Raw genomic sequence first — 12,590 nt, 5'->3', positions numbered from 1 at the left:
TGGTATTTTTATAAAGAAAAGATTTTAAATTCATTACATAAAACAAACCCGACAGGTTTCAGACCTATCGGATTTCACAACATCTTTAAAACGTTAAATTACTTATACTGATCCGGCAGTATTTTTACATCAAATAAAAACACCTTCCTTTGATCACTGTAGCTGTAAATCAAAGTATAATCATTATCCCTAAAAACCTTCAAACCTGTGTTTGTTTTTACAGTACTCAAAAGGCTCTTTCTAATTTCTTCTCGGATAACATCTACTTCTGCTTTCTGTTTCTCTACATTTAATAATGTTAGATTGTATTTTACAGTCTTTTCTTCGACCAAAGTCACGCTGTCTAAGCGAATACCATCCTGAATAGTTAACGGACAGTTTTTATTATATTTTGCAACAAGCTGTGTGATTTCTGTATTGACCTCATCGGCATTTTCAGAAAGGTACAATTGAAAAAAAACGGCCAGCGCCATTGCAACTCCTATTACGATAAACAATATTATATTTTGCTTTTTTCTGCTTTGCTTTTCTGCCATTTTTATTAAAACTTTGGGTTTATTTTTCCTGAATTTTCTTCATTGCCTTAAAATAGGCAGCACGGCTGAGCGGTTCGTATTCTTCTGTTTCTCCAAGCATTACCAGTTTATCGTTATCGGTTTTTCTAAAACTGTAATTGGCCAAATTTCCTGTTCTGGTACAAACCGCATGTACTTTGGTTACATATTCTGCCGTTGCCATAAGTCCCGGCATTGGTCCAAACGGATTTCCCTTAAAATCCATGTCAAGTCCTGCGACTACAACACGAATTCCCTGATTGGCAAGGTCGTTGCAAACTGTTACGATTTCATCATCAAAAAACTGTGCTTCATCAATTCCGATAACATCACAGCCTTGGGCTAAAATCGCAATATTGGCTGCTGCCGGAACAGGCGTCGAACGAATTTCGTTGGCATCATGAGACACCACCATTTCGTCATGATAACGGGTATCGATAGCGGGTTTAAAAATTTCGACTCTTTGTTTGGCAAACTGCGCACGTTTTAATCTGCGAATCAGTTCTTCGGTTTTACCCGAAAACATTGATCCACAAATAACTTCAATCCAACCAAATTGTTCTTTGTGATTTACTGTATTTTCGAGAAACATTTTGTATTTTTCTGCCTTTAAAAATGAATAGTTTTTATTACTTTGTACTTGTAATAAATTGTTGTAAAATTTTACTGTTTTTACACTTTTTCAAAAGTAGAAAATTTTTATCAAATCGAAGATTCGCCGAGGTCTTATTAACAGAAATAAAAAATAAGATTTAGAATTCAGCGTCGAATAAAGAAAATCATTTAGAGAATATACTAAAAATACCCATTCACTATAATTTCAATAGTTATGAAAAAAAAATTGGAAGCCGATTTAATCAGCATTGCACATCGAATTTTAAAACTTAAGAACAAATCCGATATCAATCAATTGTATCTGGAAACACAGAAATTATATGAAAAATTAGCAGTATTAAAATTTGTAGATGAAAATTTTGAAGAAGCAAAACCTACCATCGGACAAAGCGAAATCGAATCGAAGCTCGAAACTATTTTCGAAAAAGAAGAAATAATTCCGACCGAAGTTGAGGCCGAAACTCCTGCTCCATCTCCAGAAACTGCTCCTGAAATTGTTTCGGAACCAGAAGTTGTTGCACCAAAAACTGAAGAAAGCACAGAAGAAAAAGTCATAGAAGCAAACACACCTGAAGAAGAAGTTTCGGAAATTGAAGCGGAAAGCACAGAAGAAACCATTATTCATGTTTTAGAAGACGAATCGTTAGACGAAGAAACAGAAGAACCGGAAGAACCGGAAGAAAGCGAAATCGCTCTAAAACAAGACGAAACTAAAGAAGATGAAAATTCGTTCAGAACTTTTAGCGACCTAAAACCGATTCCAGAATTCAAACCTGCTTTTGAACTAACGGAAGAGCCAAAACAAGTTGAGGAAGAAAAAAAAGAACCAGAATCTAAAGCGACTCCAATTCCGATTTTGTTTGAGGATTTAGGAGTAAACTATGCCGATGCTCAATTTGTAAAAGTAGAAAGCGTTAAAGACGTTCCGCCTATTCCGACAATTGCGGAGTGGAAAGAACAAAAAGCCGCCGAAACCGCTGCTGCAAAAGCGCAATCCGACTCAAAGCCGGTTACTTTGAATGAAAAATTATCTCGAGGTTTTCATATTGACCTAAACGACAGAATCGCTTTCACCAAAAATCTTTTCGGAAACAGTGCCGAAGATTATAGCCGTGTTCTGAATCAGTTAATGACATTTGATTCTTATGCAGAGGTAAAAGATTTTATCGAAAACATGGTCAAACCAGATTACAACAATTGGGAAGGAAAAGACGATTACGCAGAACGCTTTATGGGAATTATCGAGAAGAAATTCCTTTAATTCGGTTCAACTTACCCTTTACATTTCACAAAAAATATGTCAAAATTATATATCGTTCCAACGCCTATCGGCAATCTTGAAGACATGACTTTTAGAGCCATTCGGGTTTTAAAAGAAGTCGATTTGATTTTGGCTGAGGACACCCGCACCAGCGGAAAACTGTTGAAGCATTTTGAAATCGGCACGCACATGCACAGCCATCATATGCACAACGAACACAAAACCACTGAGAATTTAATTGCTCGTTTGAAAGCTGGCGAAACAATCGCTTTGATTTCAGACGCAGGAACACCAGCCATTTCAGATCCTGGATTTTTATTGACTCGCGCTTGCGTAGAAAATAAAATCGAAGTGGAATGTCTTCCTGGAGCAACCGCTTTTGTTCCAGCTTTAGTAAACAGCGGACTACCGAATGACAAATTTGTTTTTGAAGGTTTTCTGCCTGATAAAAAAGGACGCCAGACTCGATTTTTGGCTTTGGCAGAAGAAACCCGAACGATGATTTTATACGTTTCGCCACACAAACTCGTTAAAACTTTAGCTGAGTTTGTACAATATTTTGGAGAAGACCGACAAGTCTGCGTTTCGAGAGAATTATCAAAAATGCACGAAGAAAATGTACGCGGAACAGCAAAAGAAGTTCTGGCGCATTTCGAAAAAACAGCTCCACGAGGAGAAATCGTCGTGGTTGTTGCCGGAAAAACAATAGAGAAAGAAGCCAAAAAAAGTAAGTATTCAAAAGACGAAGTAGAATAAATTAATTATTTCAGCCACAGATTAAAGGATTAACACAGATTAAAAATTAAGGTTGCCACTAATTACACAAATTTCCACTAATTTAATTCGTGCTAATTTGTGCAATTCGTGGCAAAAAATAATCTTTTAAATCCCTTTAATCTGTGGCAAGAAAATCAAACAGACAAAAAAAATCATGAGCATTCAAGCCTTTTTAGAAAAAGTAAAACAAACTCCAACTCAAATCACATTTCCTGAAACTATTGCCGTAATCGAAGAAAATTACAACTTTACACCAACCGCTTTTCAAAACGGGACACAACATAACGCTGCAGGAGAAAACTCAGGTTCTTGCAAATTATTTTCTTTTGCGAAACTGCAGAATTTAAGTAAAGACGAAACTTTGGCTTGTTTTGGAGCTTTTTATTTTGAAGAAGTTTTAGGCGATCCAAACGGGACCAATCACCAAAACATTAGAAATTTCATCAACCTAGGCTGGGACGGAATTCAGTTTGAAGGAAATGCTTTAGAAGCGAAGTAATATATTTTAGAATTCAGATTGTAGATTTTAGATTTACTAAGCCTGCAATCTGACGCTTAAAAACTTTGCCAAAGTTTAAAACGAATATTCTGCCTCAGATTCCACAGATAAACGGATTAAAATCTGCCTTATCTGCGAAATCTGCGTGAGAAAATTAAACACATAGAAACATAGTTTTTGTCTGTCAATAAAAGAAAACAGAAAGAAACTCGTTTCTAACACATCGCAAACTATGTGAATTGATGCAAGTGAAACGCCTTTTCAAGTTTCCGATAAGCTATGTTTCTATTTGTTTTAAAAAAAATTACCTATCAAGATTAAACGATTTCCACAATCTGAAATCTAAAATCCAAAATCTACAATTAAAAAATGCGCTGGACATTAAAACCAAAACCTTCTGAAGATAAAATCAAACATCTGGCACAAGCCCTGAATGTAGAAGATTTTGTAGCCTCACTTTTGATTCAGCGTGGTATTGAAACTTTTGATGATGCTAAGAATTTCTTTCGCCCGTCTTTAGAACATCTTCATGACCCATATCTAATGAAAGATATGGATAAAGCTGTTGCACGAATCGAATCGGCAATTGAAAATCAGGAAAACATTCTGGTTTTTGGCGATTATGATGTTGACGGTACAACCGCCGTTTCTTTGGTTTCATCTTATTTAAAATCCTATTATCCAAACGTTGCCACTTATATCCCAGATCGTTACGACGAAGGTTACGGAATCTCCTATAAAGGAATTGATTATGCAGATGATAACGGAATTTCGTTAATTATTGCACTCGACTGTGGCATCAAATCAATCGATCACGTCGCTTACGCTAAAGCAAAAAACATCGATTTTATAATCTGCGACCACCACAGACCAGGAGAAAAACTTCCCGACGCTGTGGCGGTTTTAGATCCAAAAAGAGAAGACTGCTCTTATCCTTATGACGAATTGTGTGGCTGCGGCGTGGGCTTCAAACTGATTCAGGCCTTGGCCCAAAATAAAAGCGAGACAATTGACGATTTAGTTCCGTATCTGGATTTGGTTGCCACTGCAATCGCGGCAGATATTGTTCCGATTACAGGAGAAAATCGTGTTCTGGCTTATTTTGGATTAAAGGTAATCAATACCGAACCACGTCCCGGAATTAAGGCTCTCGTACATCAGGTAAAAAAGAAAGTTTTAGACATTACTGATGTTGTGTTTATTATTTCTCCCAGAATCAATGCAGCAGGAAGAATCAAACATGGTAATCATGCGGTTGAATTGCTGAGTGAATTTGATTTTGAACAGGCGCAGCAATTCGCCTCAGAAATCGAACAATACAATGCAGACCGAAAAGATTTGGACAAAAAAATTACCAAAGAAGCTTTTCAGCAGATTCTTGACAATAACGAACATGAGCGTTTTACGACCGTGGTTTTTCAAGAAGACTGGCACAAAGGCGTTATCGGAATCGTAGCTTCGAGATTAATAGAAACTTATTATCGTCCGACTTTGGTTTTTACTAAAAGCGGCGACAAATACGCGGCTTCTGCCCGCTCAGTAAAAGGATTTGATGTTTACAATGCTCTCGATGCCTGTTCTGAACATTTAGAACAATTTGGCGGCCATATGTATGCTGCGGGAATGACATTAAAGGCCGAAAATTACAAAGCTTTTAAAGATGCATTCGAAAAATGTGTTGAAAGCACTATTTTGCCTGAAATGCGAACGCCAGAAATCGAAATTGATGCTGAAATTGATTTTGCACACATCACGCCAAAACTGATTCGTATTTTGAAACAATTTGAGCCTTTTGGCCCTCAGAATATGACTCCCGTTTTTATGACTTCAAATGTAAAAGATACCGGATATGCCAAAACATTAGGTTCTGAAGATGAACATTTGAGGCTTTTTGTAAAACAAAACAATTCGGACGGAATTTCTTCAATTGGTTTTGGTCTCGGAAAAAAATTAAGCATTGCACAAAATCAAAACTCTTTTCAAATTGCTTATTGCATTTCTGAAAATGAATGGAACGGTAATATTTCAACTCAGCTTATGCTGAAAGACATTAGAACAGATGGAAGACATTAAATCAAGTAAGCCGGATCCGTATCAGGCGCTTCGTTATCGAGAATTCAATATATTTTTGTTATTGCGATTTGCCATGGTTTTTGCCTGGTCGATGCAGTTTATTGTAATTGAATGGGAAGTTTACAGTTTGACTAAGAATCCGCTTTCGTTGGGGATTATCGGTTTAATGGAAGTAATTCCTGCCGTCGGAATGGCTCTATTTGCAGGTCACATTGTCGACCAAAGAGAAAAGAAAGGTTTATTGGTAAAATGTATTTTAGGATTTTCTGTAATAAGCTTTGGCCTTTTTTTATTGACTTGGCCCAAAGTAGTTAGCGGTTGGTCCTCAACAGTTATTTTATATTCGATTTATACTTTAGTTTTTTTTGGAGGAATTGTTCGTTCTTTTCTTGGTCCAACTATCTTCTCGCTTTTATCATTGATAATTCCTAAAAAAGTATATCCAAATGCGGCAACTTGGAGCAGTTCGGTTTGGCAGATTGGAGCGGTTATGGGTCCCGCTTTAGCCGGATTTTCTATTAACTGGATTGGTGTTCACTGGTCTATGTGTTTGGTTTTCGGATTCTCTGTTCTTTCTTTAATTGCTTTATCGCAAATCAGTTCAAAACCAATTATAAATCCTAAAATCGGAGAATCAATTAAAGATAGCCTAACGGAAGGTTTAACCTTTGTTTTCAAAAACAAGATTGTTTTGGGAGCTTTATCTTTGGATATGATTGCGGTTCTTTTTGGAGGAGCAGTGGCATTGCTACCTGTTTTTGCACAAGACATTTTAAAAGTAGGTTCAGAAGGTTTCGGAATTTTAAGAGCGGCTCCTGCTGTAGGAGCTTTTATTACCATGCTGGTTTCGGCTTACGTGCCATTATATCAAAATGCTGGAAAAAAACTTTTGATTGCCATTTTTGTTTTCGGATTATCGATCATCTTATTCGGTTTCTCAAAATACTTCTGGCTTTCAGTTTTCGCCTTATTTTTAAGCGGATTGGCTGACGGAATTTCGGTGGTAATCCGTCAGACTATTTTACAGCTTAAAACGCCCGATCATATGCGCGGGCGCGTTGGTGCCGTAAATTCAATTTTTGTGGGTTCTTCTAACGAATTGGGCGCTTTTGAAAGCGGCGCAACGGCCAAATTAATGGGAGCGGTAGCTTCTGTTATTTTTGGAGGAAGTGTGACACTTTTGACCGTAATTGTAACAGCACTAAAATCGCCGACCTTTAGAAATTTAGACCTGAAAAGAGATATGGATGAACATCATAAATTAGAGTAGATGAAAACATTCTTTCTTTATTTATTTTTCATCGTATCCTTATTCGCACAAGGACAAAATCTCTACATCAAAACTTATGGAAACGAGAAGAATAAACCTTTAATCTTTATTCACGGAGGACCAAGTGGCAATGCTACTTTGTTCGAAGGAACAACTGCTCAAAATCTGGCCAATCAAGGTTTTTATGTAATTGCTTACGACCGTCGCGGCGAAGGAAGATCAGCAGATTCGAATGCAACTTTTACTTATGAAGAAGCTATTCAGGATTTAAATTCTATTTATTCAAAATATCATTTGAAAAAAGCAGTTTTACTTAGCCATAGTTTTGGCGGTTTAGTGGCGACACTTTATGCTAATAAATATCCGCAGAAAGTTAGTTCCTTGGTTTTGGCCGGAGCTTTATTTTCGCAACAGGAAACTTATGATCATATTTTAAATTCTATCAAGAAAATACACAACGGCGATTCTAAAAAACTTAATAAAATAGCCTACATAGAAAAACTTGATAAAAATTCTGCAGAATATCGAAAACATTGTTTTGAATTAGCAAGTGATGAAAATTACTTTAAAATGCCAAATCCTACAACAGCATCCAAAAAGTTGTATGCTAGTTATGAAGCCAGTGAATTTTATAAAACGAATATCAGAAACAAAAATGCGCCTTTGCTTTTTTATCAAAATGAAAAACAAAATAACATTGACAGCAGGCCTTTTCTAAAAAAGATTAAAACTGCCGGAGTTCCTATTTTTGCTATTTACGGAAAAGATGACGGTATTTTTTCATCGGCACAAATTCAATCTATCAAAGATATTGCTGGCAAAAACAACTTTGCATTTCTGAACAATTGTTCGCATTATTTATTTGTGGATCAACAGAATGAATTTCTTTCTAAACTAAAGAATTGGCTTAAGTAACTTTTTTTAACCATATGAGTAATATAAGTTCATTTAATATTTGAACTCATCATTTAGCCTTCAGTTAAAAATGAAGGCTTTTTTTATTATTTGATAAGACTCAAAATAAAAATCTCTTTAATATGAACTTACATCACTTATATGGTTCATTTTTTTTTCATTTTTTATGATTTTTTTATTTAGAATTAATTTAAATAATATTTATATTTGTTGAATTAAAAGGATTTACGATGAGAGAAATTGAACAGATATATCATAATAATTTTGGAATAGCTTTTTACTGGAAGGATCGCAACACGACTATTTCAGATAAAGTGCAACTGGTTTTTAAAGAAACCGGATTTTATTTTACGGTAGCAGAATTAAATCAGTTTTGCGATTTGATCGAAGACAGCATGATTGAAAATACTTGCTGTGAAGCTTGTGAAATGAAATACTCCTGCCATAAGTTTTTACTAAAAACGCCTTGTTCCTCTATAGATCTAGCCGTTTCGATGACCGAATTAAAATCGATTAAAGATTTAGTTGAAGGTTCATTATTTAAAATCGAATTGGGAGAATATATTTATGGAGCTGGAATGAATTAATACTGATTATGTTATTCTCTATAATCCAATAAAATTGAATTATTTTCGTGCTATATCGGCATTATGCGACAACGCATCGGAATAAACATAATTTGGTTGACACAAAAAAACATTCTAAATATTTTAACAACATTTTTTCATTATTGAAATATATTTTGATTAGAATCAAAAAAAGTATATTTACAACAATGAAAAAATTTGTATTTATACTTGCTCTTCTGTGTGCAGTTTTTAGCTCGAGCTGCAATTCTAAATCAGAAGAATATATTGATCCGCGCGGCACCGATTATGCAGGTTCAGAAAGCTGTATTCAATGTCATAAAACACAATATGACATGGTCATTAAAAGTTCTCATTTTAAAGCAACTGCGCCTGCAATTTTAGAAAACGTTTCAGGAAATTTTGATTCTGGAGACCATACTTTCGTCTACGACAAAAACACCAAAGTGGTCATGGAAAAAGACGGCGACAGTTTGTATCAGGTTTTGTATCAAAACGGCAAAGAAACGGCGAGATATAAATTTGACATCGTTTTTGGCATTAAACACGCACAGACTTCTGTTTATTGGAAGAATAACAACACCTACGAACTACCTGTTTCTTTCTATCATTCTATAAAAAAATGGGCCACAAGTCCTGGATTTCCAGCTCATGAACCTTATTTTGACCGAATGGTCGTAAAAGATTGTTATACCTGCCACAGCTCAAATGCGAGCAGCAGAATCGTAAATCAGAATTCGGCGGAGAAAAATTTTATGTCGATGGATGTTGAAGATGTTATCGATAAAAAAACCATCGTTTACGGAATTGATTGCGAGCGCTGTCATGGTCCGGCAAAACAACATGCCGAATTTCATTTAAAAAATCCAAACGTAAAAATAGCCAATAACATTATAAGTTTTAGAACATTAAACCGCCAGCAAAAACTAGATGCTTGCGCCTTGTGTCATGCAGGAAATAACGGAATGAAATTAAAATCCCGTTTCGATTTTAAACCCGGAGATAATCTATCTGATTTTTACCGCGAAACCAGAAGCATAAACGATACTGCACAATTTGATGTTCATGGAAATCAATTTCGTTTAATGGCACAGAGCAAATGTTTCATAAAAAGCGAAAAAATGGATTGTATTACGTGTCATAATCCGCACGAGAACGCCTCTAAAAATATGGCATCGTACTCTAAAATCTGTATGAGCTGCCACCAGACAAAGAAACATGCTCAGAAAACATTACAATCGATGTCCGGAAAATTACTAGCTGATAACTGTGTAGAATGCCACATGCCGAAAAAGAGCTCAAATGCAATAAGTTTTCAGCTTTCAAACAGCAAACAATTATCAAATTACATCTTGAGAACACACAAAATCGGAATTTATGTGAATGCTAAAAAATAATTATTGTTCGAATTTTTTGAGTTCAAACTTTTCTCCGTCAAAAACGCCGTAGGTAAAGTAGCCAATCCAATCTCCCAGATTTACGTATTCTGAATTGTCTCCGACCTTATGAATCATCGGAAGATGACGATGACCGAAAATAAAATAATTATAATGTTTAGTTTCTAGTTTTCGTTTGGCGTAAAGGATAAGCCATTCGTTATCTTCGCCTAAAAATGTAACGTCTTCTGCTCCCGAAATCAGTTTGTTTTTAACCGATAAATACTGTGCAAGACTCACGCCAACATCTGGATGAAGCCAGCGGAAAAGCCATTTTGAAAACGGATTCGTAAATACCTTTTTCATTCTTTTATAGCCTTTATCGCCCGGACCTTTTCCGTCGCCGTGCCCAATCAGGAAAGTTTTTCCGTTGAAAATAAATTCTTTATTATCGTGATAAACAGGAATATTCAACTCTTTTTCAAAATAGTCGTTCATCCATAAATCATGATTTCCGACAAAAAAATAAATCGGAATGCCGCTGTCGCGAATTTCGGCCAGCTTGCCCAAAACACGTACAAAACCTTTTGGAACAACCGTTTTATACTCGAACCAGAAATCAAACAAATCTCCCAACAAAAAAATGGCTTCTGCATCTTCTTTAACCTCATCTAACCAAGCAACAAATTTCTTTTCGCGCGGTAAACTCAATTCCGGAGTCGGCGCACCAAAATGTTGATCTGAAGCAAAATATATTTTTTTCATCTAGAAAGTTAGAAGTTAAGAATTATAAGTTATTCGTTTGAACTTGGAATTTGGAATTTAAAGGATTGGAATTTAATCATTATCACTTGCGTACCATTCTGCAAATGAAGATTCTGTTTCCTGAAGTTTCAATGAGAAAAGAGAGATTCCTTCTGGCAGACGCGCAACGATTCTGTTGGCAAAATCAATCACCATATTTTCGCTTGTTGGCTGGTAATCAACCAAAATAACATGATGACCGCGATTTTTCAATTCATTTGCCAATTCAACATGCGGCGTTGTTTCATTAAAAACCGTCGCATGATCAAACTGATCGACTATTTCCTCTTTTACGATTTTTTTTAAATCAGAAAAATCGATAACCATACCGAATTTTACATTCGACCGGTCAGTAATCGGCGAACCAATAACGGTTACTGATAATTTGTAACTGTGTCCGTGAACGTTTTTGCATTTTCCGTCGTAACCGTACAAAGCATGACCCGTTTCGAAGTTAAATTGTTTTGTAATTCTGATTTTGCTCATCGATTTTAATTTTTAAGGTTGCAAATTTACAAATTAATAACCGTTTTCGTTTCTTTTTTTAGCACGGTTATAAAGCAAATACGCAATTCCGATTAAAAGCAGAAAAGGAATAAAAGAACCAATTACGACACCTATTTGATAACTGCTGTCGGGCGCTTCTTTTATTTTCTCCGCCACATCGATTTTTTGAAATAGTGAAACAAGTTGCATTTTAAAAATAATTAAGTGTGATTACTAGAACAAGCTTTCGTAAAGCTTAAAACTTTGACAAAGATGCATAAACCTAAAAACTTAGAATATGATATTTGTTAGCTAAAACTGAATTCTACTTTACTGAAAATATTCAAACTTTTACTTTTTAAACTGAAGCAAAGCATTTCGGCTAAAATCTGACAAGACTAGTTTTCCTGTAATTGCGGCGCGTTCAAACAAAATCGATTCCCATTGTTCTGTCCCTTCCCAGATGATTTTCTTCATATGAAACAAAGCTTCTGGATTGTAAGAGCTTAGACGTTTTGCAAAATTTTCTACTGCTTCGTCCAATTGATCCCTAGTGTGAATCTCAGCATACAACTTGTGTTGCAAAGCCCATTCTGCCGATTTCCATTCGTGCGCAGAAAGCGTCATTTCGGCCATGGCCGGTTTTCCGATTTTCCTAGAAACCGCTGGCTCAATCACAAAAGGGCCGATTCCGATTGCCAGCTCTGAAAGTTTAACAGCGCTTTCTGGCGTTGCCAAAACATAATCGCAGGCAGAAATAATTCCGACACCTCCCCCAACAGCTCGGCCTTGCACTCTTCCGATAATCAATTTATTGCAATTGCGCATGGCGTTGATCAGATGTGCAAACCCAGAAAAAAATTCGGTTCCCTGCTCTTCGTTCTGAACTTGTAAAAGTTCGTCAAACGAAGCACCTGAACAAAATGTTCTTTCTCCTTTGCTTTTTAAAATAATTACCGACACATTCTCATCTCTGCTGAGGAAATTAATCTCAGATGTCAGCTGATCCAATAACGCGCGTGGAAACGAATTACTCGCCGGATGCCCAAATTCAACAACCGCAATCGTATCTTGAAAGGAAGTCTCTAAACTTCCATTTGAATTTTCTGAACTCATAAAAATAGTTTTTAACGTAAAGTTACGCTTTTGAAAAATAATTAAGCTTAAGCTGTTCGAAATTTGTTTTTTGAAAAATATTTGACTTTATTTGCTCAAAGTTTAAAAAGGGGGATTAGCTCATTTGGCTAGAGTATCCCGATGAAAAATCGGGAGGGTGACAGTTCGAATCTTGCTATCCTTCGCAAAATAAAAGGGGGATTAGCTCATTTGGCTAGAGCGTCCCGATGAAAAATCGGGAAGGCGACAGTTCGAAT

General features: G+C 36.0%; 14 protein-coding genes and 1 tRNA gene. 9 read left to right on the top strand and 6 right to left on the bottom strand.

Annotated features, from left to right (window positions below; all coding sequences use genetic code 11):
- Window positions 1-98: 98 nt before the first annotated feature.
- Entirely contained in the window at window positions 99-536 is a 438-nt protein-coding gene (locus tag E0W73_RS18180; protein WP_135223465.1) for a hypothetical protein, read from the bottom strand.
- 19 nt (window positions 537-555) lie between these two features.
- On the bottom strand, window positions 556-1,146 hold the full coding sequence (locus E0W73_RS18175; RefSeq protein WP_135223464.1) for a thymidine kinase: 591 nt from the start codon (window positions 1,144-1,146) through the stop codon (window positions 556-558).
- Window positions 1,147-1,383: 237 nt separating this feature from the next.
- On the opposite strand from E0W73_RS18175, the gene E0W73_RS18170 reads away from it, so the two are divergent.
- From E0W73_RS18170 to E0W73_RS18135, 8 genes are all read left to right on the top strand, one after another.
- Window positions 1,384-2,430, top strand: a complete 1,047-nt coding sequence (locus tag E0W73_RS18170; RefSeq protein WP_135223463.1) for a hypothetical protein — start codon at window positions 1,384-1,386, stop codon at window positions 2,428-2,430.
- Window positions 2,431-2,466: 36 nt separating this feature from the next.
- Window positions 2,467-3,186 (top strand): 16S rRNA (cytidine(1402)-2'-O)-methyltransferase, encoded by a 720-nt coding sequence (gene rsmI / locus E0W73_RS18165; protein WP_135223462.1) that lies wholly within the window; start codon window positions 2,467-2,469, stop codon window positions 3,184-3,186.
- Window positions 3,187-3,361: 175 nt separating this feature from the next.
- The gene (locus E0W73_RS18160) at window positions 3,362-3,706 is read left to right on the top strand and encodes a HopJ type III effector protein (protein ID WP_135223461.1); all 345 of its coding nucleotides are present in this window, start codon (window positions 3,362-3,364) and stop codon (window positions 3,704-3,706) included.
- Between the two features lie 369 nt (window positions 3,707-4,075).
- Window positions 4,076-5,779: a single-stranded-DNA-specific exonuclease RecJ gene (gene recJ / locus E0W73_RS18155; protein WP_135223460.1), complete on the top strand. Its 1,704-nt coding sequence runs from the start codon at window positions 4,076-4,078 to the stop codon at window positions 5,777-5,779.
- Window positions 5,766-7,049 (top strand): MFS transporter, encoded by a 1,284-nt coding sequence (locus tag E0W73_RS18150; protein ID WP_135223459.1) that lies wholly within the window; start codon window positions 5,766-5,768, stop codon window positions 7,047-7,049. The genes recJ and E0W73_RS18150 overlap by 14 nt, the downstream gene beginning before the upstream one ends.
- Window positions 7,050-7,964, top strand: coding sequence for an alpha/beta fold hydrolase (locus E0W73_RS18145; RefSeq protein WP_135223458.1), 915 nt, complete (start codon window positions 7,050-7,052; stop codon window positions 7,962-7,964).
- Window positions 7,965-8,194: 230 nt separating this feature from the next.
- Window positions 8,195-8,551 carry a hypothetical protein gene (locus tag E0W73_RS18140; protein WP_135223457.1) on the top strand — a complete coding sequence of 119 codons (357 nt, stop codon included), beginning with the start codon at window positions 8,195-8,197 and terminating at the stop codon, window positions 8,549-8,551.
- A 188-nt stretch (window positions 8,552-8,739) separates the two neighbouring features.
- On the top strand, window positions 8,740-9,948 hold the full coding sequence (locus E0W73_RS18135) for a cytochrome c3 family protein (RefSeq protein WP_135223456.1): 1,209 nt from the start codon (window positions 8,740-8,742) through the stop codon (window positions 9,946-9,948).
- On the opposite strand, the gene E0W73_RS18130 is transcribed toward E0W73_RS18135, so the two are convergent.
- The 4 genes from E0W73_RS18130 to E0W73_RS18120 form a co-directional block, all read right to left on the bottom strand.
- Window positions 9,949-10,692: a UDP-2,3-diacylglucosamine diphosphatase gene (locus tag E0W73_RS18130; RefSeq protein ID WP_135223455.1), complete on the bottom strand. Its 744-nt coding sequence runs from the start codon at window positions 10,690-10,692 to the stop codon at window positions 9,949-9,951.
- A gap of 72 nt (window positions 10,693-10,764) precedes the next feature.
- Complete coding sequence (locus tag E0W73_RS18125; RefSeq protein ID WP_135223454.1) at window positions 10,765-11,217, bottom strand: 6-pyruvoyl trahydropterin synthase family protein; 453 nt, start codon at window positions 11,215-11,217, stop codon at window positions 10,765-10,767.
- A 33-nt stretch (window positions 11,218-11,250) separates the two neighbouring features.
- A complete protein-coding gene (locus E0W73_RS21485; protein WP_162847728.1) occupies window positions 11,251-11,427 on the bottom strand; it encodes a hypothetical protein in 177 nt (58 codons plus the stop codon).
- A gap of 141 nt (window positions 11,428-11,568) precedes the next feature.
- Window positions 11,569-12,333, bottom strand: a complete 765-nt coding sequence (locus tag E0W73_RS18120; RefSeq protein ID WP_135223453.1) for an enoyl-CoA hydratase/isomerase family protein — start codon at window positions 12,331-12,333, stop codon at window positions 11,569-11,571.
- A gap of 109 nt (window positions 12,334-12,442) precedes the next feature.
- Here E0W73_RS18120 and E0W73_RS18115 point away from each other — a divergent pair.
- Window positions 12,443-12,518: transfer RNA gene (locus E0W73_RS18115), tRNA-Phe, on the top strand.
- Window positions 12,519-12,590: the final 72 nt, after the last annotated feature.

The organism is Flavobacterium foetidum (assembly GCF_004634245.1).
Taxonomy (GTDB): Bacteria; Bacteroidota; Bacteroidia; order Flavobacteriales; family Flavobacteriaceae; genus Flavobacterium; species Flavobacterium foetidum.
Note: the sequence above shows the minus strand (reverse complement) of the source record. Positions and strands in the feature narration are given on the sequence as shown.